This window comes from Variovorax robiniae (assembly GCF_037889955.1).
Taxonomy (GTDB): domain Bacteria; phylum Pseudomonadota; class Gammaproteobacteria; order Burkholderiales; family Burkholderiaceae_C; genus Variovorax; species Variovorax robiniae.
This window is the reverse complement of the sequence record NZ_JBBKZS010000001.1, coordinates 836,379-858,810: the sequence shown is the minus strand read 5'-3', so window position 1 is coordinate 858,810 and position 22,432 is coordinate 836,379. Positions and strand designations below refer to the sequence as shown.

The 22,432-nt window shown below is 66.7% G+C and carries 26 protein-coding genes; 17 read left to right on the top strand and 9 right to left on the bottom strand.

Annotated features, from left to right (window positions below; all coding sequences use genetic code 11):
• Nucleotides 1-29: 29 nt before the first annotated feature.
• Nucleotides 30-458 carry a c-type cytochrome gene (locus tag WKW79_RS03735; protein ID WP_340333742.1) on the top strand — a complete coding sequence of 143 codons (429 nt, stop codon included), beginning with the start codon at nt 30-32 and terminating at the stop codon, nt 456-458.
• 2 nt (nt 459-460) lie between these two features.
• On the opposite strand, the gene WKW79_RS03730 is transcribed toward WKW79_RS03735, so the two are convergent.
• A complete protein-coding gene (locus WKW79_RS03730) occupies nt 461-1,264 on the bottom strand; it encodes a pentapeptide repeat-containing protein (protein ID WP_340333741.1) in 804 nt (267 codons plus the stop codon).
• A gap of 109 nt (nt 1,265-1,373) precedes the next feature.
• Between WKW79_RS03730 and WKW79_RS03725 the strand changes: the two genes are divergently transcribed.
• Nucleotides 1,374-1,763: a 4a-hydroxytetrahydrobiopterin dehydratase gene (locus tag WKW79_RS03725; protein ID WP_340333740.1), complete on the top strand. Its 390-nt coding sequence runs from the start codon at nt 1,374-1,376 to the stop codon at nt 1,761-1,763.
• Between the two features lie 34 nt (nt 1,764-1,797).
• On the opposite strand, the gene WKW79_RS03720 is transcribed toward WKW79_RS03725, so the two are convergent.
• Entirely contained in the window at nt 1,798-2,190 is a 393-nt protein-coding gene (locus tag WKW79_RS03720; RefSeq protein WP_340333739.1) for a YkvA family protein, read from the bottom strand.
• A 31-nt stretch (nt 2,191-2,221) separates the two neighbouring features.
• Nucleotides 2,222-3,136 (bottom strand): DMT family transporter, encoded by a 915-nt coding sequence (locus WKW79_RS03715; protein ID WP_340333738.1) that lies wholly within the window; start codon nt 3,134-3,136, stop codon nt 2,222-2,224.
• A gap of 203 nt (nt 3,137-3,339) precedes the next feature.
• On the opposite strand from WKW79_RS03715, the gene WKW79_RS03710 reads away from it, so the two are divergent.
• The gene (locus tag WKW79_RS03710; protein WP_340333737.1) at nt 3,340-4,329 is read left to right on the top strand and encodes a ferritin-like domain-containing protein; all 990 of its coding nucleotides are present in this window, start codon (nt 3,340-3,342) and stop codon (nt 4,327-4,329) included.
• A gap of 154 nt (nt 4,330-4,483) precedes the next feature.
• Here the strand turns inward: WKW79_RS03710 and WKW79_RS03705 are convergent, their stop codons facing one another.
• The 3 genes from WKW79_RS03705 to WKW79_RS03695 all read right to left on the bottom strand — a co-directional run bounded on the left by WKW79_RS03705 (nt 4,484) and on the right by WKW79_RS03695 (nt 7,103).
• On the bottom strand, nt 4,484-4,882 hold the full coding sequence (locus WKW79_RS03705; protein WP_340333736.1) for a hypothetical protein: 399 nt from the start codon (nt 4,880-4,882) through the stop codon (nt 4,484-4,486).
• 163 nt (nt 4,883-5,045) lie between these two features.
• Nucleotides 5,046-6,617, bottom strand: coding sequence for an AMP-binding protein (locus tag WKW79_RS03700; protein WP_340333735.1), 1,572 nt, complete (start codon nt 6,615-6,617; stop codon nt 5,046-5,048).
• 90 nt (nt 6,618-6,707) lie between these two features.
• Nucleotides 6,708-7,103: an EF-hand domain-containing protein gene (locus WKW79_RS03695; protein WP_340333734.1), complete on the bottom strand. Its 396-nt coding sequence runs from the start codon at nt 7,101-7,103 to the stop codon at nt 6,708-6,710.
• A gap of 269 nt (nt 7,104-7,372) precedes the next feature.
• Here WKW79_RS03695 and WKW79_RS03690 point away from each other — a divergent pair, with 269 nt between their 5' ends.
• From WKW79_RS03690 to WKW79_RS03625, 14 genes are all read left to right on the top strand, one after another.
• A complete protein-coding gene (locus WKW79_RS03690) occupies nt 7,373-8,410 on the top strand; it encodes a beta-ribofuranosylaminobenzene 5'-phosphate synthase family protein (RefSeq protein WP_340333733.1) in 1,038 nt (345 codons plus the stop codon).
• Between the two features lie 25 nt (nt 8,411-8,435).
• Nucleotides 8,436-9,341 carry an NAD(P)-dependent methylenetetrahydromethanopterin dehydrogenase gene (locus tag WKW79_RS03685; RefSeq protein ID WP_340333732.1) on the top strand — a complete coding sequence of 302 codons (906 nt, stop codon included), beginning with the start codon at nt 8,436-8,438 and terminating at the stop codon, nt 9,339-9,341.
• Nucleotides 9,342-9,354: 13 nt separating this feature from the next.
• Nucleotides 9,355-10,506 (top strand): ATP-grasp domain-containing protein, encoded by a 1,152-nt coding sequence (locus tag WKW79_RS03680; protein ID WP_340333731.1) that lies wholly within the window; start codon nt 9,355-9,357, stop codon nt 10,504-10,506.
• On the top strand, nt 10,503-11,504 hold the full coding sequence (gene mch, locus WKW79_RS03675) for a methenyltetrahydromethanopterin cyclohydrolase (RefSeq protein WP_340333730.1): 1,002 nt from the start codon (nt 10,503-10,505) through the stop codon (nt 11,502-11,504). Before WKW79_RS03680 ends, mch begins: the two co-directional genes overlap by 4 nt.
• A complete protein-coding gene (locus WKW79_RS03670; protein ID WP_340333729.1) occupies nt 11,504-12,475 on the top strand; it encodes an ATP-grasp domain-containing protein in 972 nt (323 codons plus the stop codon). Before mch ends, WKW79_RS03670 begins: the two co-directional genes overlap by 1 nt.
• Nucleotides 12,472-13,377, top strand: coding sequence for a triphosphoribosyl-dephospho-CoA synthase (locus WKW79_RS03665; protein WP_340333728.1), 906 nt, complete (start codon nt 12,472-12,474; stop codon nt 13,375-13,377). Before WKW79_RS03670 ends, WKW79_RS03665 begins: the two co-directional genes overlap by 4 nt.
• A gap of 72 nt (nt 13,378-13,449) precedes the next feature.
• The gene (fae, locus tag WKW79_RS03660; RefSeq protein ID WP_340333727.1) at nt 13,450-13,959 is read left to right on the top strand and encodes a formaldehyde-activating enzyme; all 510 of its coding nucleotides are present in this window, start codon (nt 13,450-13,452) and stop codon (nt 13,957-13,959) included.
• Between the two features lie 120 nt (nt 13,960-14,079).
• Nucleotides 14,080-14,661: a flavoprotein gene (locus WKW79_RS03655; protein WP_340333726.1), complete on the top strand. Its 582-nt coding sequence runs from the start codon at nt 14,080-14,082 to the stop codon at nt 14,659-14,661.
• On the top strand, nt 14,640-16,106 hold the full coding sequence (locus WKW79_RS03650) for a DUF6513 domain-containing protein (RefSeq protein WP_340333725.1): 1,467 nt from the start codon (nt 14,640-14,642) through the stop codon (nt 16,104-16,106). Before WKW79_RS03655 ends, WKW79_RS03650 begins: the two co-directional genes overlap by 22 nt.
• Nucleotides 16,103-16,705 carry a DUF447 domain-containing protein gene (locus tag WKW79_RS03645; protein ID WP_340333724.1) on the top strand — a complete coding sequence of 201 codons (603 nt, stop codon included), beginning with the start codon at nt 16,103-16,105 and terminating at the stop codon, nt 16,703-16,705. The genes WKW79_RS03650 and WKW79_RS03645 overlap by 4 nt, the downstream gene beginning before the upstream one ends.
• Nucleotides 16,702-17,403: a (5-formylfuran-3-yl)methyl phosphate synthase gene (locus WKW79_RS03640; RefSeq protein ID WP_340333723.1), complete on the top strand. Its 702-nt coding sequence runs from the start codon at nt 16,702-16,704 to the stop codon at nt 17,401-17,403. Before WKW79_RS03645 ends, WKW79_RS03640 begins: the two co-directional genes overlap by 4 nt.
• A gap of 175 nt (nt 17,404-17,578) precedes the next feature.
• Nucleotides 17,579-17,899, top strand: a complete 321-nt coding sequence (locus tag WKW79_RS03635; RefSeq protein ID WP_340333722.1) for a hypothetical protein — start codon at nt 17,579-17,581, stop codon at nt 17,897-17,899.
• 838 nt (nt 17,900-18,737) lie between these two features.
• A complete protein-coding gene (locus WKW79_RS03630) occupies nt 18,738-18,995 on the top strand; it encodes a hypothetical protein (RefSeq protein ID WP_340333721.1) in 258 nt (85 codons plus the stop codon).
• Nucleotides 18,996-19,055: 60 nt separating this feature from the next.
• The gene (locus tag WKW79_RS03625) at nt 19,056-19,406 is read left to right on the top strand and encodes a DUF2200 domain-containing protein (protein WP_340333720.1); all 351 of its coding nucleotides are present in this window, start codon (nt 19,056-19,058) and stop codon (nt 19,404-19,406) included.
• 295 nt (nt 19,407-19,701) lie between these two features.
• On the opposite strand, the gene WKW79_RS03620 is transcribed toward WKW79_RS03625, so the two are convergent.
• The 3 genes from WKW79_RS03620 to WKW79_RS03610 are packed head-to-tail and all read right to left on the bottom strand — an operon-like array spanning nt 19,702 to nt 22,407.
• A complete protein-coding gene (locus WKW79_RS03620; RefSeq protein ID WP_340333719.1) occupies nt 19,702-20,301 on the bottom strand; it encodes an amino acid kinase family protein in 600 nt (199 codons plus the stop codon).
• A gap of 2 nt (nt 20,302-20,303) precedes the next feature.
• Nucleotides 20,304-21,422 (bottom strand): hydantoinase/oxoprolinase family protein, encoded by a 1,119-nt coding sequence (locus WKW79_RS03615; protein WP_340333718.1) that lies wholly within the window; start codon nt 21,420-21,422, stop codon nt 20,304-20,306.
• Complete coding sequence (locus WKW79_RS03610; protein ID WP_340333717.1) at nt 21,415-22,407, bottom strand: ATP-grasp domain-containing protein; 993 nt, start codon at nt 22,405-22,407, stop codon at nt 21,415-21,417. Before WKW79_RS03610 ends, WKW79_RS03615 begins: the two co-directional genes overlap by 8 nt.
• Nucleotides 22,408-22,432 lie beyond the last annotated feature (25 nt).

The window sequence follows — 22,432 nt, the reverse complement described above, 5'->3', positions numbered from 1 at the left end:
GGAGCGATGCGATGTGGCGCGGCGTGCAAATGGCGAAGAGCTTGCGGGCGGGTCAGATGGCCCGTTATGCGGCGCCGCTCTTCCTGGCGCTGTCGGGCGAACTCGGCACGCCGGACAATCTCGGCCATGCGGCTGCGCCGCCCACCGGGATTGACGACCCGGTCATCGCCAGCGCATGGCAGGCCTTGCGCACCCTGCAATGCGAACGCTGCCATGGCCAGGGCTACGAAGGCCTGTCGGCGCCTTCCATCGTCGAGTTCGCCCGCACGCAGGGCCACGCGTCCTTCGTTCGCACAGTGCTGGATGGCAATGGCCCGCGCGGCATGCCCGCCTATCGCGGCAATCCGCTCGTCGACGCGAACATCGAAGGCATCTATCGCTACTTTGCGGCCCGGGCCAATGGCTCGATCGCCCCGAATGACCGGCCTGCTGGCCGCGGCACGCAAGCCCAAGGCTGAGTTCAGCGGATAAGCTTGTCGCGATTGCTGGCGCGGTCGATGCCCTTGGCCTGGTCGAAGCCCTTCGCGTCCTTGAAGATCGTCCCGTCCAGGTCCGCTTCGGTGAAGTCAGCGCCAGTGACATCCGCGCCGGTGAGGTCGGCGCCCGCCAGCCTTACCAGGTAGAAACTGACGCCGCGCAGGTTGCCGCCGCGCAGGTTGCTGAAGTTCATCACGGAGCGATTGAAGTCCGAACCCGCGAGGTTCGCGCCCGCCAGGTTCGCACCGTTCAGGTCGGTCCGCATCTGGCCCATGCCCTGGTTCTTGATGTTGACGCCGACCATCGCGTTGCTGAGGTTGGCGCCGGAAAGGTCGGCGCCGGGCAGGTCCGCGATCATCTTCACGCCGGTCATGTTGGCGCCCTTGAAGACCGGCATCTTCTTGACCTCGCCACCGAGGATCACGACCGACAGCAGGCTGGCCTTCGTGAGGTTGGCGCCGCTGAAGTCGGTGCCCATCAGCCAGGCGCCGTTGAGGTTGGCGCCCTCCAGGTTGGCGCCGCGAAAGTCCGCCAGCACCAGCTTGCTGCCGAAGAAGCTGGTGCCGCGCAGGTGGGCCTGGCGGAAGTCCAGCTTGCTCAGGTCCAGGTCCGACAGGTCCTTGCCGGCCAGGTCGGCCGGCTTGGCGGGCGAGGCGGCCTTGAGCAGGGCGTTGACCTGGTCGAGTGACATCTCGGCGGAAGCGGCGCCCGTGGCGGCGGTGGTGAGCAACAGCGCGATGACCATCGAAGCCAAGCTCGGGATCGCGACGAATCGGGCACGGATCATTCGGCTACTCCTCTCGTTGTCGCGGCTATCCACGAGGCATCCACCCCGCGACCCTGCGCCGCCATAGGATCGACCATCACCACTTCGCAATTTGAAGAAGGAGACCGAGATGACCCAATGGCGCAAGAAAACCGCATCCGAAGTGTTCACGCCCGAGGAGATCACCGCAAGGCTCGCCGAGGAACTGCCGAAATGGTATCTGGAGGACGGCTGGATCCGACGCAAGTTCAAGACCAGCGGCTGGAAGGGCACACTGATGGTGGTCAACACGGTCGGCCACCTGGCCGAAGCCGCCTGGCACCATCCGGACCTGACCGTCTCCTACGCCTTCGTGACGGTCAAGCTCATGAACCACGCGGCCAAGGGCATCACCGAGAAGGACTTCGAACTGGCGAAGAAGATCGAGGAGGTGGTGATGTGGCAGCCGGGAGCCGTGCAAGACGCGGTGCTGGAAGGCACGCCGGATGACCCACGGTTCAAATACATCAAGTACGACTGATCCGGCCGTACCGTTTGCGTGACACCTGGAACAGCTACGGGCGCTCCGTGAGCCAGAACCAGGCCGCCGCGGTCAGGCCCAGCCACACGGCGATGACCAGACCCGCACCAACCCAGCTGCGAGGCTTCGCGCCTCGCGTGGCCATCCAGTCGTCCGCCTGCGTGCGGCATTCCGCGAGGACGTCCGCCGGCAGGAGCTTGATCGCCAGCCAGATCAGGCCGGGCAGCATCAACACGTCATCTAGGTAACCCAGCACCGGAACGAAATCCGGAATGAGATCGATCGGGCTCAGCGCATAGGCCACCACGAACAGGCCCAGGGCCTTCGCGTACCAGGGCGTCCGCGGATGCTTGCCGGCGAACCACAGTGTCACGCTGTCGCGCCTGATCCGCTTGGCCCAGGCTCTGAGCTTGTCGAGGACGCCCATGGGTCAAAAGGCTACCGATGCACCGAGGGGCTCAGGGACGCACGGGCGCCGAAGCCGCCTGCGGAGCGCTGGCCCGCACAGGCCACAGCACCGACGCAATCGCCACCATCATCAGTGCAACGGCGGTCCAGTCCTGCCAATACACGGTTTCGCCCAGCCACAGCGCACCGCTGAACACGCCCAGGACGGGGATCAGCATCACGCTCAGCGTGGACGCCACGGGCGGCAGTCCGCGCGCCAGGTAGAACCAGGCGGCATGCGCAAAGCCGAAGATCAGCACGGCGTTGTAGGCGATCGCCGCCCAGGCGGCGTTGCCCGGCGGGCGCCATTGCGAGCGTTCGAACAACAGGGTCAGCACCGTCATCACGACGGCGGTGAGCGCCGTCATCCAGAACGACAGCGTCAGCGTGGGCAAGGGGATGCGCGTGTGTCGCAACAGTTGCGTCCCCAGCGCCCAGGTGGCCGCTGCGATCAGCGCCAGCGCGACATAGCCGGGGCGGCCGGCCAGGTGCGTGAACTCATGCCACAGCAGCAGCGCCACGCCCAGCGCGCAGGCGCCCACGCCGACCCAACCTCGGCGTGTCAGCACCGCCGAGAACAGCACCGCGCCGATCACGGCCGAGAACACCGGCATGGTGTAGCCCAGGATCGCCGCGCGTCCGCTGGACAGCGCCTTCACCGCCAGGATGATGCAGGCGTGCCAGACGAACATGTTGGTCGCGGCCAGCCACAGCAGTTCGGGCCACTGCTTGCGCGGCACCTTGAACGGCGTCTTCATCGCGACCAGCGCCAGTCCGAGCACGGGCAGGCCGAGCCAGAGCGAAAGCGCACGAAAGGCCAGCGGCGGATAGTCCGCCACGCCCAGCTTCATCACCGGCCAGTTGAGGCCCCAGGCCAGCGTGAGAGGAACGAGGAGGGCGAACTGGCGCAGGGAGAGCGTTTGCATGGTGCGGCATTGTCGGGAAGTTCGGCCGCCTCTGCTTAGCTGGGCCGCATGTCAAAAGACACAGCGTTTCGCGCCCCTTCCGGATTCCCTACAAGCGACGGCCCCCGTCGCTGACGAAGCGCGGCAATGCGTGTGTTCATCGTGGGTCCTGACGCACAGCCTTTCGAGGCGGCGCTTTTCAACCAACCAATGAAGGAGCCAACATGGCAGCCAAGGATCGAGACATTCCCGAAATCCGTGATGAAAACCGCGACCCGATCACGGGCGCTCCCGGAGCGCATCCCGTCGGCACCGGCGTCGGCGCGACAGGCGGTGCATTGGCAGGGGCCGCAGCCGGCGCGATGGCCGGACCCGTCGGTGCGGCCGTGGGCCTGGTAGCGGGCGCAGTGGTGGGCGGCTTGGGCGGCAAGGCCGTCGGCGAGCGCATCAACCCGACCGTGGAGGAGGCCTACTGGCGCGAAAACTACAACAGGCAGCCGTACTACCAATCCGGCCTCGGCTACGAGGATTACGGCCCCGCCTACGAGTTGGGCTACACCGGTCGCGGCACCTTCGGCAGGGACTTCGACACTGTCGAGCCGGAGTTGGCCACCCGCTGGGAAACCGATCGCGGTGCCTCGCAGCTCGACTGGGATCGTGCGCGTCCGGCCACGCGTGCCGCGTGGGAGCGCGCCGACCAGACTTACTTCAACAACGACTTGACCACCGCCGATGGGCCAGCCTACGACGAGCCCCTGTCCAACGATGACGTGGTGGACGTGCTCAACGACCTGCTTGAAAACACCCGCGATGGTGGCTACGGATTCCTGGCCTGCGCCGAGGAGGTGAAGAGCCCGGCCACGAAGCAGCTCTTCGTGAGCCGCGCCGAAAGCTGCCGCCAGGCGGAAGCCGAATTGCTGCAACTCATCGCAGCCTATGGCGGCAAGCCGGCCGAGGGCGGCACGGCGGCCGGTGCCATGCATCGCGGCTGGGTGCACTTGAAGGGATCGCTGGGCGCGAACAGCGAACTGTCGCTGCTGGAGTCGTGCGAACGCGGCGAAGACACCGCCGTGGCCCGCTATCGCAAGGCGCTGAAGCAGGCACTGCCCGCGGATGTGCGCGCCGTCGTGCAGCGCCAGGCGGATGGCGCGCAACGCAACCATGACCAGATCCGCGATCTGCGCAACGCCGCACGGGCGCGCGACGAGGCCTGAAAGGAAAGCCCACCCCCGAAGCGCCTACGGCGCCTCCCCCTCCAGGGGGCGCACCCAGCGGCCCGGCAAAGCCGGTTCCGCGGGTGCCCACGAACAGGCATTTCGGCCACTGCTTTTGCGTGGACTTCGCCTTGCCGCGCGTGGCAGTTCCATTTCACCCACTCACGTCCACGTCCGCCTTGGCCTTGGCGTGGTTGTCTTCGGCCTGATGGACGCACGCCTGGTGCGCCTCGCCGGCCAGCGTGTCGCATGCTTCCCGCGTGACTTCGAAAGCGGCCGCGGCCTTGACCGCGGCTACCTTGCGTGCATTGGCCGGGCTTGGCTTGTAGTGCTGTTCGAGTTCCGCCATGGCCACGTCCGCGGCGCCCTTGGCCTCCGTCAAGCAGACGTCCCGGGCGTTGTCCTTCAAAGTGTCGCAACGGCTCTGCGCCAGACGGTAGTCGGAGCCGATCCTTGCCTTGGCGACGGTGTACTCGCCTTGCGTCATCGCCTGCACGCCAGTCAGCGCGAAAAGCGTCGAGACGATGGCCACCGCAAAGAAATGCTGCTTCATGAAAGTCCTCCCCTGATGGGTCCAGTTCGGCGGCGGGCCCCATGCCTCGCCAAGCGCAATCTACGAAGCCGGCGCCGATCTAGACGTAGGACACATCATGCAACCGATGCACGCTTTCGCCACTGCGTGGGCGAATGACCGCGTGCCCGGAGGTGGGAAGACTTCAGACGACGCGGGTCGCGTGGCCTTCCCAGAACGCATCCCGCAGCTTGCGCTTGTACAGCTTGCCCGTGGGCAGGCGCGGCAATTCGAAGGTGAAGTCCACCGACTTCGGGCACTTCATGTGCGCCAGGTTCGATTCGCAGAAGGCGATCAGTTCGGCCGCCAGTTCCGGCGTGTGCGCCACGCCCGGCACGGGCTGCACCACGGCCTTGACCTCCTCGCCCATCTCCGCGTTCGGCACGCCGAACACCGCCGCGTCAGCCACCTTGGGATGCGTGATGAGCAGGTTCTCGCATTCCTGCGGATAGATGTTGACCCCGCCCGAGATGATCATGAAGGTCGAGCGGTCGGTGAGGTAGAGGTAGCCGTCGTCGTCCACATAGCCCATGTCGCCGACGGTGCTCATCGTGCCGTCGGGCGAGCGCGTGAGCGCGGTGCGTTCCGGGTCGTTGAAGTAGACGAAGGGCGTGGCGGTCTTGAACCAGATCTCGCCGGGCTGGCCCTTGGGCACCGGCTGCATCTGGTCGTCGAAGATGTGGATGTCGCCGAGCAGCACCTTGCCCACGGTGCCGCGGTGCGCCTGCCACTGGGGCGTGTCGCAGGCGGTGAAGCCCAGGCCTTCGGTGGCGCCGTAGTACTCGTGGATGATCGGCCCCCACCAGGCAATCATGTCCTCCTTCACCTGGGCCGGGCAGGGCGCCGCGGCATGGACGACGATCTTCACGGTCGACATGTCGGCCTTGGCCCGTTCTTCGGGCGGCAGCTTGAGCAGGCGCGAGAACATCGTCGGCACGAGCTGGGTGTGGGTGACCTTGTACTTCGGGATCAGCGCCAGGTACTGCTGCGGGTCGAAGTGCTCCATGATGATTGCCGTGCCGCCATGCCGGATGGTCTGCGACACGTTGGCCAGCGGCGCGGAGTGGTACAGCGGCGCGGGCGAGAGGTAGATCATCCCTTCCTCGCATTTCCAGAGGCCGGTCAGGAAGGTCATCAAGGGAATTTGATGGCTGGGCGGTTCTTCCGGCAGCGGTCGCAGCACGCCCTTGGGGCGGCCGGTCGTGCCGGACGAGTACAGCATCGAGTGGCCCAGCCATTCGTCCGCGACGGGCGTTTCGGGCAGGCCGGCCACAGCCTCGTCGAAGTCGATGAGCCGTGCCGAGCCGACGGTCTGGCCCGCGAGGCTGGCGCCGCCGCCGGCCACCAGGCATAGCTTGACCTTCGGGCATTCGGCCAGCGCCTGGCGCGCCACGGGCAGCTTCTCGGCCGAGGTGATGAGCACCTGCGACTCGCTGTTGTTGACGATGTATGCCATCTCCTGTGCGGTCAGGTAGGCATTGATGCAGGTGTAGTAGAGCCCCGTGCGTTCGCCCGCCACGCAGCATTCGATGAAGTAGCGGTTGTTCTCCATGAACACCGCGAAGTGGTCGAGCCGCTTCAGGCCCTGCGCGCGCAGCAGGTGGGCGAGGCGGTTGCTGCGCGCCTCCAGTTGCGCATAGGTCAGCGACTCGCCGCTCGTGGCCATGATGAAAGCGGGACGGTCGGCGTGCTGCTGCGCGTACTTGCCTGGGTACATGTTCTCGGGCTCCGGGGTTGCTGGACGATTCCGGATTCTCCCGATCCGAAGGGCTTGCGCGATAAGGGCTTGCCCGTGAAGCGGTGCCGGCTACCTGGCGCTCATCGTGAAGGCCTGCAGGTAACCCGCGAGGTCCAGCTTCCCGTCCTTGCCAGGGTCGGCTGCGTCGAAGAACTTGCTGCTCTTGACGCCGGCCTTGGCCGCCGCCCTGCGATCGAGGGTCCCATGCTTGTCCGGGTTGGCCCGGTCGAACTGGTAGGTGATGGCCGCCAGGAACTCCTTCGTGTCGAGGGTGGTGTTGTTGTCCTGGTTCGACTGGTCGAAGGCCGCCCTGGTCATGCCGAACGTCCGGGCCTCGGGCCAGCTCAACTTGCCGTCGTGGTCGGTGTCGGCCTTGCCGAAGGCGCTTGCGATGGCCGCTTCCGTTGGCTTGCCGGTGGCGGCCAATGCGCCGAGGGGCATCAAGGTTGCCATCACTGCTGCCATGACTGCTTTCATTGATCACCTATGCCTTGTTATGGATGCGGCCAGCGTAGGGGCGAGTGGCGGGTGGGGGTGTCGGCCGAGTTGCGCGTGCGCTCGTCGGACGGTGCCGTGAGCGCCACGGAGACTGGCGCCATGCGCAGGCGGGTGCGGGCGCACCGCGTGACAGTGTGTCCCCGCCTCGATACACGTCCGGACCGGGCGAGGCCGAACGGCCCGGGCGCCGGTAGGTTTGGCGGCGGAACAGACCTTGCTTTGCAGGGCGGATGCAGATGTCTCCATCCAATGCCGAGGAAGCCATGCTCGCCGACGATTCGGCCACGGTCACGGTGCACGCCCCGGGGCGATTGCACCTGGGCTTTCTCGATCCATCCGGCTCGCTGGGCCGGCGCTTCGGCAGCCTGGGGCTGGTGATCAACGGCTTCGAGACCGAGGTCGAACTGGGCGAATCGTCCGCCACGCAGGTGAGCGCCAACGGGCCGGAGGCGCAGGCCGATATCGAACGCGCGGAAGCCGACCTGCTGCTGCTGCAACGTCACAGTGGCCGCCACGAGCCGCTGCATTTGCGACTGAACAAGGTGCTGCCGGCGCATGCGGGTTTCGGCTCCGGCACGCAACTCGCGCTGGCCATTGCGCGGGCCTTCGCGCACTGGCATGGGCTGGATGTGTCGACGGCAAGGCTGGCGCAATGGCTGGGCCGCGGTCAGCGCTCGGGCATTGGCGTCGCTGGCTTCGACCTGGGCGGCTTGATCGTCGACGGCGGGCCGGGTGCCCATGGCGAACCGCCGCTGGTGCTGTCGCGCATCGCCTTGCCTGCGGAGTGGCGGGTGCTGGTCGTACTGGACGGAGCGCAGCAGGGCCTGTCCGGCGCGGCAGAGCGGCAGGCCATCCGCACCCTGCCGCCCATGCCGCAGGCGCAGGCGGCCGACATCTGCCACCAGGCGCTGATGCGCGTGCTGCCGGGCGCGGCCAGCGCGGAGTTCGCGCCCTTCGCGGCCGGCGTCACGCACATCCAGCGACTGCTGGGCGCGCATTTCGCGCCGGGGCAGGGCGGGCATGCCTTTACCAGTGCGGCGGTGGGTCGGGTGATGGACTGGATCGGCTTGCATGAACCGCTCGCCGCGCTGGGCCAGAGTTCATGGGGGCCGACCGGGTTCGCCATCCTGCCGTCGCTGGCGCGTGCGGAGGCTCTGGCGGCCGCGCTGCATGTGGCCGGGGTCGTCGGGCCGTCGCTGACGCTGCGCATCGTGTCGGGCCGCAATACCGGTGCCACGCTGGTGGACCGTCGGCCCGGCGGGTCCGCGCGCTGAACATCGCCGTCCGGAGCTCTTTCAAATGGAACGTCCCTACATCCTCCACATGTTCACGCCGGGCCGCCGCATGAGCCCGTTCGACATCAACATGGCCGCCGACGCCGGCTACCAGGTCATCGTGCCGTACACCGATTGCGATGCCGACAGCGTCGCGAGCCTGACGCAGGACACGATCTTCTCCCGCAGCCCCAAGGGCCTCCTGCGCACGGGCATCTTCATCGGCGGGCGGGATGCGCTCGAAGCGGCCGATCTGTTGAAGCGGGCCAAGGCCTCGATGTTCAAGCCCTTCCAGGTGTCGCTGATGGCGGATCCGAGCGGCGCGTACACGACGGCGGCGGCGATGGTGGCCTGCGTGGAGGCCGCGCTGCGCACGCATCACAAGGCGGAATTGAAAGGGCAGCGTGTCGTGATTTTTGGCGGGACCGGGCCGGTGGGGCGCATCGCTGGGGTGATCGCGGCGCAAGCCGGGGCGCAGGTCTCGCTTTCAAGCCGCAGCAGCGTCAGCGCGGCGCAGGAGGCGGCGCGCAAGACGGGCGAACGGTTCGGTGTCGAATTGGAGGGCCTGTCCGGCACCGACGGCACGGCCATGCGTGAAGCGATCGGGCAGGCCGATGTGCTGCTGGCCTGCGCGGCGGCCGGCGTGCAGGTTGTGTCGGCCGATACGCTGTCTGCCGCGAAGCAACTCAAGGTCGCGGCCGACGTGAACGCGGTGCCGCCGCAGGGCATTGCCGGCGTCGACGCGATGGACAACGGCAAGGCTCTGGCAGGTGGGGCGGTGGGCATTGGCGCGCTGGCCATCGGCAATGTCAAGTACCAGACGCAGCAGCGGATGCTGGTGCAGATGCACGATGCCGAATCGCCCGTGGTGCTGAGCTTCGCTGAGGCCTTCGCGACGGCGCGGGCCTTCATCGCCGAAAAGGCGGCATGAGGCGGACGTCGCAATGACTGCGCTGGCCCTGGCCGCCATCTCCGCGCGCATGCTGGCCGAATCGGCGCGCGACGACGACATCAGCGTGGTGGCGCTTGACCTGTTCGGCGATGCCGACACCCGGCGCAGCAGCGAGGAGTGGATCCGCATCGGCGAGCCGTCGACGCTGCGCATCGATGGCGCCTTGCTGTTGTCGGCGCTGGAGGCTCTGACAAGGCAGGGCCGCGTGACAGGCTGGATCGCGGGGCCCGGCTTCGAGGGGCGGCCTGACCTGCTCGAGCAGGGTGCGGCACTGTTGCCGCTGATCGGCACGCAGGCCGACGCCATGCGCCGCGTGCGGGACCCGCGCTACTTCTTTGGATGCCTGGATGAACAGGGCATCGCCCATCCCGCGATTCGAATGGACGCGCCGGAGGATGCTGAAGGCTGGCTGGTCAAGGACGCGCAAGGCAGTGGCGGCTGGCACATCCAGCGGGCCGCAGCCATGGGTGGCGAGGGCCTGACCGCGCATCACTATTTCCAGCGCGAGGTTCCGGGCGGCCCGATGTCGGCGACTTTCATCGCGAACGGCAGCGACGCCGAAGTGCTGGGCTTCAATCACATGATCGTGCGGCCGATGGCGGGCCGGCCCTTCGTGTTCTGCGGCGCGGTGGGGCCGGTGTCGCTGCCGGCCGATCTGGCCTCCAGGATCACGCGTGCCGCGCGCGCCCTGGCCAAGGCCTTTTCGTTGCGCGGCCTGGGCAGCCTGGACTTCATGCGCGATGGGGATGTCTTCAACGTGCTGGAAATCAATGCGCGACCCTCGTTGAGCATGGGCCTCTATCGCCGCGTACGCCGCCTGTCGGCGACCCCCGGCATGGTGTCGGCGCATGTCCGCGCATGCCTGTACGGCGAACTGCCGCAGTGGCCCTTGCGCACCGGGAACATTCCCGTGCAGGGCACCGAGATCGTCTACGCCAGGCGTGCGCTCTCGCTGGACGAGGCGGCGGCACAGCGCCTGGCCTCGCATCCCGACTGCCATGACCTGCCGAACGCGCCGACGCAGTTCGAGGCCGGCGAGCCGCTGTGCAGCGTCAGCGCCAGCGGTTCCAATGCGGAGGAGGTGTGCGCGATGCTGCGGCGCCGCCGCGAGGCCGTGCATCTCTCCGTGGAGACTTCTGAATGACTGACATGCCGCCGCTGCAGGCGTCGAAGCCCAGCGTCAATGCGCTGGCCCGGCCGCTGGTGGAGCGGCTGCGCGCGCAGGCGGATCTTCTCGACGTGCAGGTGCGTCGCGAGCCTTCTGGTGTCTGCATCGTCGATGCGGGCATCGCGGTGCGCGGCAGTGTCGCGGCGGGCCTGCTGATCGGGGAGATCTGCATGGGTGGCCTTGGCCAGGCGCATCTGTCGACGGGTGGGTTGGAGGGCTGGCCCACCTGGATCGAGGTGCGCAGCGCGCAGCCGGTGCTGGCTTGCATGGGCAGCCAGTACGCGGGCTGGAGCCTCGCGGCCAGCAAGGAGGAGACCGGCGGCAAGAAGTTCTTCGCACTGGGCTCCGGGCCGGCGCGGGCGCTGGCCGGCAAGGAGACGCTGTTCGACGAGATCGGCTACCGGGACAGCGCGGACACCGGCGTGCTCGTGATGGAAGTGGACCGTGCGCCGCCCCAGGTGATCATCGACAAGCTGCTGCGCGATTGCGGCCTGGAGGCGGACGCGTTGACGCTGATCCTCACGCCCACGACCAGCCTGGCCGGCACCACGCAGGTGGTGTCGCGCGTGCTGGAGACGGCCCTGCACAAGGCGCATCAGCTGTGCTTTCCGGCGGGCGACATCGTCGGCGGCTCCGGCGCCGCGCCATTGCCCGCGCCCAGCCCCGACGGCGTGGAAGCCATGGGACGGACCAACGACGCGATCCTGTACGGCGGGCGAGTGCATCTCACGGTGCGCGGCGACGACGAGGCGGCGCGTTCGCTGGCGCAGCGATTGCCCTCGCGCAACTCCGCCGACCACGGCCGCTCCTTCGCCGACATCTTCAAGGCGGCCGACTACGACTTCTACAAGATCGACGGCGCCTTGTTCGCACCGGCCGAGGTCTGGGTCAGCAACCTGGACAGCGGCAACACCTGGCATGCCGGCGGGCTGGACATGCAACTGTTGCTCGATCTGTGGCGCAAGGAGGCGTGATGGGGCTCACCGTCGCCATCATGACGGACGAGATCGGCTGGCACACGCGCCAATTGCAGGCGGCGCTGAGGGTGCGAGGCTGCATCGGGCGCTGCATCGACCTGGCGGATTGCAGGATCGATACCACGGCCGCATGGCATGGCCTGGTCATCCCGGGTTTCGGGCGAGAGCTGCCGGATGCGGTGCTGGTGCGCGGCATCGCGGGGGGTAGCTTCGAGCAGGTGACGAAGCGGCTCGGCGTGCTGCATGCGTTGCGTGAACTTGGCGTGCCGGTCTACAACGACGCGCGGGCGATCGAACGCAGCGTCGACAAGTCGATGACCAGCCTGCTGCTGCATGCCGCGCGCATTCCCACTCCCCCCACCTGGGCCACGGAGTCGCTGGCACAGGCGCAGCGCATCGCGATCCGCGAAGGCGCGGCCGGGCATGCGTTGGTGCTGAAGCCCTTGTTCGGCTCGCAAGGCAAGGGGCTGCGGCTGGTGGGAGAGGTGGACGGGGTTCATCACGCACTGCCTGATATCGACAAGGCCTATGGCGGGTTGGCCTATCTGCAGCACTTCCTGCCGGCGGCGGCGACACCCGGCTTCGACTGGCGGGTGCTGGTGATCGGCGGGCGCGCCGTCACCGCCATGCGGCGGGTCAGCGCGCACTGGATCCACAACGTCGCGCAAGGGGCCCGCTGCGAGCCGGCGGAGTTGACCACCGAACTCGCGCAGTTGGCCGAAGGCGCAGCGCAGGCGCTGGGCATGGACTACGCCGGGGTCGACCTGATGCCGTCGCCTCCTGCGCGGCCGGGGGCGCGGTCGAGGGACGGTATCCAGGTGATCGAGGTCAATGGTGCTGCCGCGTGGCAGGGGGTGCAGCGCGTGACCCGCTTCAATATCGCTGCGGCGCTGGTCGATGACCTGCTGGGGCGCAGGCTCGCGCTGTCCGATGGCAGCGGGCGGTCGAAGGTGTCGCGCCGCGCATGAATGGAACGGACGCGCAGCAGATGGCGATGCAGCGGGCCAAGGCCTGCTTCCTGAGGGCTTGCGAACTCGACGTGGCTGTGCGCAAGCCGGGCAACGTGAGCCGGGCGTCGCCGGGTCATGGCATGACGGCGGAGCTTTTCATCGCCAGCGCGCGTGCTGCCTGCGAGCCGTTGTTCGCGATCGGGGCCAGCGTGGGCGAGCGCATCGAAGGCGCGGTCGAAGCCAGTTGGGCGGCGGCGGGTTGCAACACCAACCTGGGCATCCTGCTGCTGTGCGCGCCGGTTGCGCGTGCGGTCGAAAGCCAGCCTGGGGCGGTCGGCTCCGATGTCGGCTTGTTGGCGGCCATCGAGGGGGTGTTGGCGACGCTGGACCTGTCGGATTCGGAGGCGGCCTATCGCGCCATCGCGCGTGCCCATCCGGGCGGCCTCGGTTCGGCGCCGGAGGAAGATGTGCGGCAGCCGCCGAGCATCGGCCTGCGCGAGGCCATGGCGCTGGCGGCCGACAGGGACAGCATCGCTCGCCTGTACCGGGACGGCTATGGCACTTTGTTCGGGCTGGCGACGGCTTCGCTTGGCGCCGGGTTCACGCTGCTGCCGGCGCCGCAGGGCGGGGCGACGGATGCGCCGACGACGGCGGCGGTACAGCGTCTTTACCTGGCGCTGCTGGGCACTGTGGCGGATTCACACATTGTTCGGATTCATGGCGAGGCCGTGGCACACAGTGTCATGGCTGCGGCGCAGGGCTGGCAGGCACGCGCGGGCGGCTCCGGCGGACTCGATGCCGATCCCGAATTCGCCGCCTGGGACGATGCGCTCAAGGCCAGTCGCATCAACCCCGGCACCACGGCAGACCTCACGGTGGCCGCGCTGCTGCTTGTCGGCCTCGGGTGGCACGGAACGTGATATCCGATGACTCGCACGGGCCAAAGGGGCCGGTGTACTTGTGGCCAAAACGCATCCTGGAGACAAACAGCCATGGCAAAAATCGATCGCATGTTGGTGGGTGAATCGCTCGTCGGCGAGGGCAATGAAGTGGCCCACATCGACCTGATCATCGGACCGCGCGGCAGCCCCGCCGAATCCGCGTTCGCAAACGCGCTGACCAACCAGAAGGACGGCTTCACCACGCTGCTGGCCGTGGTCGCGCCCAACCTGCTGGCCAAGCCTGCCACCGTGATGTTCAACAAGGTCACGATCAAGGGTGCCAAGCAGGCCGTGCAGATGTTCGGCCCGGCGCAGCGCGCGGTGGCCATGGCGGTGGCTGACTGCGTCGAGGACGGCACCATCCCGGCGGACGAGGCCGACAACCTGTTCGTCTGCGTCGGCGTGTTCATCCACTGGCAGGCCGACGACGACAAGAAGATCCAGCAGTTCAACTACGAAGCCACCAAGGAATCGATCAAGCGCGCCGTCGCCGGCTCGCCGACCGCAGCGGAAGTGGTTGCCAAGAAGGGCACCGTGAGCCATCCTTTCGCGGCGAACTGATCCGTCACGTTTCGCTCCGGCCCGGGACTTCGGCGCCATTCATCACCGAGGTCTCCCATCCAGAGCAACCACCGCGAAGCCACAGAGATCAGCGACGTCGCCGGGCATGCGTCCGGCGACGTGTCGCTGTCTGAGCATTCGAAGCCGCGCTCCCGTTTCGCCTGGTGCATCACCGGCTCCGGGCATTTCCTCGACGAGTCGATGGCACTGGCCGCGCGCCTGCCCAACGTCGACCTGTTCCTCTCCGCTGCCGGGGAGGAAGTCCTCGAAATTTACAAGCTCCACGTCGACGACCTGAAGCCGCGTTTCCGCGTCTTCCGCGACAAGACCGCGAGCGGCGTACCGGTCGGGATGCTCTACGACGACGTCTATCACACGGTCGTCGTCGCCCCCGCCACCAGCAACACGGTCGCAAAGTGCGCCTTCGGCATCAGCGACACGCTGCCGAGCAACATGTTCGCGCAGGCCGGCAAGCTGGGCATCCCGGGCATCGTCTTCGCCTGCGACACCGAACCGGTGGTGGTGACGAAGTCGCCGCACAAATGGGTCACGCTGCGACCGCGCCGCATCGAGCTGGACAACGTCGAACGGCTGCGCCAGATCGACTTCTGCCAGGTCGTCGCCTCGCCCGCCGAACTGGAGGCCGCCCTCGACGCCCGCCTCAACGAACTCGCGCTCGCATGGAACACATCCTCTTCCTGACCGGGCATCTTGCGCGGCCGAGCCTGGAACGGGTGCTCGCGCAGATCGCGCCTGCGCCCTTCACCTGGGAGGCGCGCGATCTTGGATTGCAGGTGGCAGGCCTCATGACCGCCGACATGATTCGCCGCAGGGTGGCGCTGCCGATGGCTGGCATCGATCGCATCGTGGTGCCCGGGCGTTGTCGCGGCGACATGGAGGGGTTGTCGCAGCATTTCGGCATTCCGGTGCAGCGCGGGCCGGAGGAGTTGAAAGACCTGCCGCAGTTCTTCAACCGCGCCGCCAGCCCGATCACGCTGGATGAATATGAGGTCGCGATCTTTGCCGAGATCGTCGATGCACCTCGGCTGGACGTGTCCGGCATCCTGGCGCGTGCGGCGCGCCTGCGGGCCGATGGTGCGGATGTCATCGACCTCGGCTGCCTGCCGGAAACGGAATTCGCTCACCTCGAAGAAAGCATCCAGGCGTTGAAGGCGGAAGGCTTCCAGGTGAGCGTCGATTCGGTCGATGCCGATGAACTGCTGCGTGGCGGACGCGCCGGCGCTGACTATCTGCTGAGCTTGAACTTGGACACGCTGTGGGTCGCGGACGAAGTGGCGTCCACGCCAATCCTGATCCCGCGCGTGCCCGCCGATGAAGCCTCCTTGCATGAAGCCATCGAACACATGCAGCGCCAGGGCCGGGAGTTCCTGGCCGACCCAATCCTGGAACCGATTCCCTTCGGCTTCGCGACGTCTCTGGTGCGCTACCACCGCCTGCGCGAACGTTTCCCCGAGGCGCCGATCATGATGGGCGTGGGCAACCTGACCGAGCTGACCGAGGCCGACACCAGCGGCATCAACGCCTTGCTGTTCGGCATCTGCGCCGAACTCGATGTGGCAGCCGTGCTCACCACGCAAGTCAGCAACCATGCACGCCGCGCCGTGAAGGAGGCAGACTGGGCCCGGCGCATCATGCATGCCGCGCGTCGCCACCAGACGCTGCCCAAGGGCATGAGCGATGCGCTGATGACCGTGCATGCGAAGCGCCCCTTCCTCGATACGCCGGAAGAGATCGACGCGACCGCCGCGCAGGTGCGCGACCCGAACTTCCGCGTGCAGGTGTCCGCGAAAGGCCTGCACGTCTACAACCGCGACGGCCTCCGCACGGGGCAGGGCGCCTTCGAGCTGTGGCCGCAACTCGGGCTGGAAGACGATGCGGCCCATGCCTTCTACATGGGCGTGGAACTGGCGCATGCGGAGATCGCCCACAAGCTGGGCAAACGCTATGTGCAGGACCAGCCGCTGGACTGGGGTTGTGCTGTCGAGCGTGTCGATGACAGCACGGACACGTGGTGCGCGCCGGGGACGACGATGGCGCGACGCAAGACGACCGAGGAGCCGATGAACCCGAAGAACGCAACGGAGCGCGTCGAGACTTCCGATGAGCCGGATGGGTACTTGAAATGAACGACGTGATCTTCGAAACCGTGGTGACGACGCTCGCGCCCGATGGCCGCAAGCATGTCGCGCCGATGGGCGTGCGCTACCGCGGCGAGCAGGTTGTGCTGATGCCGTTTCGTCCTTCGACCACCTTCGACAACATCATCGCGACGCGCTGCGCGGTGCTCAACATCGTGACGGACACGCGCGTCTTCGCGGGCTGCGTGACCGGCCGCCGGGATTGGCCGACTCAGCCGGTAGAGCGGATTGCCGGTGTGCGGCTGGAATGCGCCCTGAGTCATGTGGAACTGAACCTGAGCGACATGTCTGACGATGCACAACGCCCAGTGCTGAACATGGCGCGCGTCCACGAGGTGGTGCATGCCAGCTTCACCGGCTTCAATCGGGCACAGGCTGCCGTGCTCGAAGGCGCGGTGCTGGTGAGCCGGCTGCACATGCTGCCCGCGCAGAAGATCGACAGCGAGATGGCCTACTTGCAGATCGCCATCGACAAGACCGCCGGCCCGGGCGAGCACGAGGCCTGGGGCTGGTTGGTCGATGCGGTGCGGCGGCACCGCGAGAAGGCCGCAGCCTCCTCCGCCGAGACCACAAGAGGATCGTCATGAAACTGCTCGTCAGCGTTCGAAGCGTCGAGGAAGCCTTGCTGGCCGCGGATGGCGGCGCCGACTTCATCGACCTGAAGGAGCCGGGGGCGGGCGCGTTGGGCGGCTTGCCGGTGGCGACCATTCGCGAGATCGTCGCCGCGTTGCGCCGGCATCGCAGCGGCCTGGCCGTAAGCGCGACGATCGGGGATGTGCCGATGCATGAGACGCGACGCATCGCGGATTGCGTCGATGCGGTGGGTGCCTGCGGTGTCGACTATGTGAAGGTCGGCATCGAGCGCGATCCGCAGGCGCCTCGTGTGCTGGATGCGCTGGCGGCGAGCGGCTGGCCCATCGTGCCGGTGTTCATTGCAGATCAAGGGCTGGACATGGCGCATGTGGCGTATGCCTGTACGCTGCGCTTCCCCGGCGCGATGGTCGATACCTTCGACAAGCGCGCTGGCAGTCTGTTCGATGCGGTGTCGATGGAGGTGCTTGGCGCATTCGTCGATACAGTGCACGGCGCTGGATCGATGGCGGGCCTGGCGGGCGCGCTCCGCGCCGTGCACGCGCCACTGCTGCACGCACTCGACCCCGATTTCGCCGGCTTCAGGACAGCCGTCTGCGTGGGGGATCGGAGCACCGCACTGGACCCGCAGCGATTGCGCGATCTTGGCATGTTGATGCGCGGGCATTCGGTGCCGGCTCTCTTGCATGAGTGAGGTGTGGCGCAGGGAGGGAAGGCCGCATCCGTGAATTTTTAGGTTTGCCTAAACGGCTTCCGAAACTTGAAGCGTGGCTGCCCGCGTGGGGAATTTGCGCCATGCGGGGGCAGCACGCTTGGAATGGGCGGCATGGCTGGGTAGGATGCTTGCGATCTATTTCTAGTTAAGCCAAATGACACAAGCCGACGAATCCACATATGAGGAATTCTTGGACTGGATGTGCATCAGCATCCACAAAGAGAAGGAAGACCTAGCGTTATGCGTGTATAGGTTTACTACAACCAGGTGGCGCATCCTCGACGAGAAGCGAAATGAGCCGATAGGTTCGGTGTTTGGCCTGGTGGAAATTCGCAAGTCTGACGGAACGCTCAAGCTTATTGAGCCGATGCCCGGCGATAGTCAGAGACGAATCGCCACTCGTGCCGCTCAAAAAATTGCAAGTCATTGGGCCAAGGGCGAACTCCCGGAGAACACGATGTATGCAGCCGGATAAATCTGTCCTTATCAAGAGCAGGGGCCTAACTCAGCGGTCGAGCCGACCGCCTACGGCGTCGTCTCACCTTGTCCGTTAAGCATTTCCGGCCAAGCCATGTCCGCATTCAAGCCCCGTCGTTCTGCCTCACTCGTTCACCGTGCGCAGGTCGCGCGCGCTCCGCGGTTTGGCGCTCGTGTGGTGCTGCGCGGTTCGCGTCCCTCTTTGCGGTCAGCGAGCTCTCAAAACATTGCGCCCGCCGCAACGCGAGTACCGTGTGGCTCATCGGCCTTGGGCCTAACTCAGCGGTCGAGCCGACCGCCTACGGCGTCGTCTCACCTCGTCCGTTAAGCCGTGACTAATCGACCTTCAAAGCTTGTTCTCGCGGTAGTGTGGCTGGACCCGGACCTGCAAGAAATCTCAATAGAGGCTTCCAGCGCATGCTTCTCCGGTCGGGTAAGGCTGTATGCAGGGTTTCAAGAAGTGGAAGAACTTGCGCGAAGGATTGAGGGATTTCCATCGAGCTCGAGTGACCGGCGTCATTTCACGCTCGGACAAGGCAATCTCCCAGGCTACGGAACTGCGTCGTTCCAATTTCAATGCACGGACGGTGCGGGCCATGCAGTCGTCAGAGTTGAGCTGCGAGTCGTGCCCGAATCTCCAACCGACGCAGCAGAATCAGCCGTCGTCTTGGTGTCAGCAGTCGCCTCAGACATCGATCGTTTTGTATTAGCGCTGCGCCAGATTTCTGGAATGGAGGGTTCACATGCGGTGCTGCAAGAAGCCAACTGACTTGAGCCCAACTCAGCGGTCGAGCCGACCGCCTGCATCGTCGACTCAACTCGTCGATTGAGCATCGATGGCAGACACTGAAACGCCGCCGCCGGCCGTTGTGACAGCCGCGCAACGCAGAGCCATGGCAGTCCGGTCTGCGCTCGTTGTTGCCATATGGCTGGCAATGGTCGCTCTGCTGCTCCTGCGGCCAGGCTCGGTTGGCCAGGTCATTGCCTTAGGCTTCGTGGCCGTCTGCATCACGCTCTACGACGCGCCGCTCATGCGCAGGTTGGCCAAGGAGAAGTTGTTGCATCCCGACAGACGGAAGGCGCGTGAAGAATGAACCCCTCATGTGCGAGGCCTACCAACCACCCGCCCCAGCATGTAAACGGGAGACACGCAGGTGCCTGAACATCGAATCTACGCGACCCCCTTCGCAGCGGTTTATCCAATGTACGTAGAAAAAGCCAAGCGCAAGGGGCGCACACAGGACGAGGTTGACCGCCTCATTTGCTGGCTCACAGGCTACGACCCGGCCGCTCTTCTGCGTCAACTCCAGCGGAAGGTCGACTTCAAGGCCTTCTTCCTGGAGGCGCCAGCGATGCATCCGAACAGCAGCCTCATCAAGGGAGTGGTCTGCGGTGTTCGCGTGGAGGAGGTCCAAGACCCGCTGATGCAGAAAATTCGCCAGTTGGACAAGCTTGTTGATGAACTTGCCAAGGGCAAGACCATGGAGAAGATTCTTCGGCAATGAAAAGCTCAGGACGTGCCGACCCGAAGGCGCCATCAGGTTTCAATTAGCCGCACGCGATCCCCAATTCACCGACGTGTACCTGCTGCGGGAGGTCACGGCCACGTCGATGACCTACTTCCACCCTCGAATGAACATGAGCTTCAAGTCCGTCAAGGTCGCTTGTCCGAATGACGCCTGACACCTCCATCGAGCGGACGCCTTCCAGCGTCAGGAATCAGATCCGCGCGCTTTTCGGTGTGCCCTCCTGACAATGTTGTGGCTGATGGCAGTTGGTGGTGATGGACCTGAAGCCCTGTCAGTTCTCCACAAACCGCACACCCCCCAACAGCAGCCCCCGGATCCGCTCCAGCTCGTCATGCCGGACGACATCGATCGGAAACGCCGCTCCCTCCGACAACCCGCCAAAACTCCGATCCACGATCCCCGCCTCCGTCAGTTGCGCCAGGCTTAGCCGCGGGTCGATCTCGCAGGACTTCACCACCACCAGCCGCTCCGCATTCAGCCGTTGCGCGAGTTCCAGCGCGATGCTGTCGGACGTGACGTCCCAGTTGGTCTGCGCGGTGCCGCGTTCGCGTTGCAGTTCGAAGGGCAGCCACAGCGCGGTCTGGCCCTTGTGCAGCACGCGGCGGATGTCGGTCTTGGTTCGCACCAGTTGCAGCGCGGGGTTGAGGCCGTGCATCAGGTAGGCGGTCTGGGCCATCGCAAGGATGGCCATGTTGTGCGCGTTGAGGTCGTTGAAGCGCCAGTGCGATTGGGCTTGCCGGACCGCATCGCCGAAGGCGCCGCCGCCGCAGACCACGATGACGCGCCCCCCGCCGCAATCGGCCAGCAGGCTGAGCCATGCGGGGAGCAGGGGGTTGGTGTTGAGGCTGCCGCCGAGCTTGACGATCCACATGCTCAGGGGTCCATGTCGAAGAGCGCCGCCACGGCCACGCTGGGCGCGCAGACCTGGGCCCAGTCCTGCATTGCGCGGCGGTCCGCGTTGGCGTGCGCTCCGATGCGGGCGACGTCGCGGCCATAGGCGAGTTGGCGGTAGGCTGGCCTCGGTCGTGGCACATCGGCCATGGACTGCGCAAGCACGTCGCCGACGAGGAAGGCGCCGCAGCCGGCGCTGACGATCACCGCGTCTTCGTCCAGTCCATGCGACACGATCACGCGGCGCATCTCGTCGGCCAGCAGCGTCACCTGCTTGGCGCGCCACCGGTACGCAAAGGCCAGCCATTCGCTGTCCGTTGCGTCGCGCCGGTCGAGGCCGATCATGCGTGCCAGGCGCTGCCGCGTCGCGTCCAGGTCCTTGGGCGCGTTGTCGGCGCTGGGATGCTGGTCGTGCGCGGGGTCGAGTTCGCCGGTCAGGCGATAGACGTCGGCGGAGGTCGCGAAGAATTCGTTCATCACGTTGTATGGCGTGCCGCGCCAGTCGATGCGGTGGGCTAGCGCGCACAGCGGCGTGCGAACGACACCGTGGTAGACCAGTTCGCCGCTGGCCAAGCGCTGGGCGTCGGTGCGGTCCGGCGCGAGCACGCGACCGTGGCGGAAGGCGATCAGGTCGGTGGTCGTGCTGCCGATGTCCACCAGCAGGCCGGTGTCGAAGCGCAGCGCGGCATGGCGCGCGGTGGCGAGCCAGTTGGCCGAGGCGATCGCGTCCCAGAGGGCAGGCACTTCGGCGATACGGCCCCATCCGGCGTCGCCGGCAAAGAAGTGAAGCGAACCGGCCGCGTGCGCTGACGCGGCAGGCGCTTCGAGCGACCGCGCCAACTCGCCCGCGATCCTGCACACGCCGTCTTCGCGGTTCGCGAACAGGTCGACCATCTCGCCGGTCATCGTGACCGCATGCCGCGCCGCCGGCATCCCGTTCCAACGTTGGCGCGCGGCGTCCAGGACGGCATCGAGCCGGTCCATGCCCAGCCACAGCGGGCAGGGCCACTGCGCCACGTCGCGCACTTCGCCGCCCTGCAGCATGCAGGCCTTGACGTGGGCGCCGCCGATGTCCCAGCCAATGACGGTGCGCTCAGGCATGCGCCACCCTCGGGGCCTCGGCACACGCATCGGCAGGCCCGTGCGCGGCGATCACCTCGCGCGCCAGGTTGCGGCCAAGCGCGGCCGACAAGCCCGCATAGGCGCAGGTCACGCGCGGGTTGATCTCGATCACTACCGGACCGCGCTGCGCATGCCACACGACGTCGACGCCGACGAAGCCGCGCAGGCCCGGAATGGCGCGGCCGATGCGCTCGGCCAGCGCGCCCATCGTGGCAAAGCGGGGATCCGCACGAGCCATGACGTTGACCTCGACGCCATGGAAGGACACGACACCGTGCGCGTCGATGGCCACCTGCTGGCGGTTGACGCTCAGCAACTCGGCGTCCGCCTGGCTGCAAAGCATCGACAGGCTCAGCGCCGTGCCTTCGACCCAGGGCTCGACCTCCCAGGCGGCATTCGCGGGTGCGCACCGCGACGCGATGACCGCCGACGCGAGCGTGCGATGCAGCCGCGTCGCCGTGGCGCCGGCGCCGTCGTCGGGCTTGGCCACCCAGCAGCAGGTTTCGGTCGCACCTTCGAAGTCCCGCGGGGTGGCGATGCCGGCCAAGGCCAAACGCGACAGCGTCCGGCGCTTGCTGGTCGTGAGCGCGATCGAGGGGCCATCGCAACCCAGCCAGCGGTCGCGCGCCACGCACTGGCCGAAGCGCGACAGCAAGCCATCGGTCTCCGGCGCGACCACCCAGGCCATGTCATGCGCCTGGCTCTGGCGCGCGACGAACTCGAAAGCCGACTCGCCCTCCCGCGCGACAACCGCGTGCGCCGGCCGCGGCACCTGCGATGCGCGCTTGCATGTGGCCACCGTCACGTCATAATTTTTGAGCCCCAGCAGGTCGAGCACGATGGCATCGCGCATCTGCTGGCCCATGGCCAGGAGCGCGTCGGCTTCAATGCCTCCATCCGCCGAGGACTCGCCCGCCATCTCCCCACCGGCGCTCAGGTGTTCGTAGACGAAGATTCGCTTCATGACCCTGGTGTTCCTCCATCCGTTC

Excerpts from the sequence above, each read along its gene's own strand:
- WKW79_RS03705 (WP_340333736.1), bottom strand. The coding sequence starts at position 4,882 with ATGAAGCAGCATTTCTTTGCGGTGGCCATCGTCTCGACGCTTTTCGCG.
- WKW79_RS03610 (WP_340333717.1), bottom strand. The coding sequence starts at position 22,407 with ATGAAGCGAATCTTCGTCTACGAACACCTGAGCGCCGGTGGGGAGATG.
- WKW79_RS03730 (WP_340333741.1), bottom strand. The coding sequence starts at position 1,264 with ATGATCCGTGCCCGATTCGTCGCGATCCCGAGCTTGGCTTCGATGGTC.
- WKW79_RS03735 (WP_340333742.1), top strand. The coding sequence starts at position 30 with ATGGCGAAGAGCTTGCGGGCGGGTCAGATGGCCCGTTATGCGGCGCCG.
- WKW79_RS03645 (WP_340333724.1), top strand. The coding sequence starts at position 16,103 with ATGAACGACGTGATCTTCGAAACCGTGGTGACGACGCTCGCGCCCGAT.
- WKW79_RS03640 (WP_340333723.1), top strand. The coding sequence starts at position 16,702 with ATGAAACTGCTCGTCAGCGTTCGAAGCGTCGAGGAAGCCTTGCTGGCC.
- WKW79_RS03685 (WP_340333732.1), top strand. The coding sequence starts at position 8,436 with ATGGAACGTCCCTACATCCTCCACATGTTCACGCCGGGCCGCCGCATG.
- WKW79_RS03615 (WP_340333718.1), bottom strand. The coding sequence starts at position 21,422 with ATGCCTGAGCGCACCGTCATTGGCTGGGACATCGGCGGCGCCCACGTC.
- WKW79_RS03670 (WP_340333729.1), top strand. The coding sequence starts at position 11,504 with ATGGGGCTCACCGTCGCCATCATGACGGACGAGATCGGCTGGCACACG.
- WKW79_RS03720 (WP_340333739.1), bottom strand. The coding sequence starts at position 2,190 with ATGGGCGTCCTCGACAAGCTCAGAGCCTGGGCCAAGCGGATCAGGCGC.
- WKW79_RS03650 (WP_340333725.1), top strand. The coding sequence starts at position 14,640 with ATGGAACACATCCTCTTCCTGACCGGGCATCTTGCGCGGCCGAGCCTG.
- fae (WP_340333727.1), top strand. The coding sequence starts at position 13,450 with ATGGCAAAAATCGATCGCATGTTGGTGGGTGAATCGCTCGTCGGCGAG.
- WKW79_RS03690 (WP_340333733.1), top strand. The coding sequence starts at position 7,373 with ATGTCTCCATCCAATGCCGAGGAAGCCATGCTCGCCGACGATTCGGCC.
- WKW79_RS03635 (WP_340333722.1), top strand. The coding sequence starts at position 17,579 with ATGACACAAGCCGACGAATCCACATATGAGGAATTCTTGGACTGGATG.
- WKW79_RS03700 (WP_340333735.1), bottom strand. The coding sequence starts at position 6,617 with ATGTACCCAGGCAAGTACGCGCAGCAGCACGCCGACCGTCCCGCTTTC.
- WKW79_RS03695 (WP_340333734.1), bottom strand. The coding sequence starts at position 7,103 with ATGGCAGCAGTGATGGCAACCTTGATGCCCCTCGGCGCATTGGCCGCC.
- WKW79_RS03680 (WP_340333731.1), top strand. The coding sequence starts at position 9,355 with ATGACTGCGCTGGCCCTGGCCGCCATCTCCGCGCGCATGCTGGCCGAA.
- mch (WP_340333730.1), top strand. The coding sequence starts at position 10,503 with ATGACTGACATGCCGCCGCTGCAGGCGTCGAAGCCCAGCGTCAATGCG.
- WKW79_RS03715 (WP_340333738.1), bottom strand. The coding sequence starts at position 3,136 with ATGCAAACGCTCTCCCTGCGCCAGTTCGCCCTCCTCGTTCCTCTCACG.
- WKW79_RS03710 (WP_340333737.1), top strand. The coding sequence starts at position 3,340 with ATGGCAGCCAAGGATCGAGACATTCCCGAAATCCGTGATGAAAACCGC.
- WKW79_RS03665 (WP_340333728.1), top strand. The coding sequence starts at position 12,472 with ATGAATGGAACGGACGCGCAGCAGATGGCGATGCAGCGGGCCAAGGCC.
- WKW79_RS03620 (WP_340333719.1), bottom strand. The coding sequence starts at position 20,301 with ATGTGGATCGTCAAGCTCGGCGGCAGCCTCAACACCAACCCCCTGCTC.
- WKW79_RS03725 (WP_340333740.1), top strand. The coding sequence starts at position 1,374 with ATGACCCAATGGCGCAAGAAAACCGCATCCGAAGTGTTCACGCCCGAG.
- WKW79_RS03630 (WP_340333721.1), top strand. The coding sequence starts at position 18,738 with ATGGCAGACACTGAAACGCCGCCGCCGGCCGTTGTGACAGCCGCGCAA.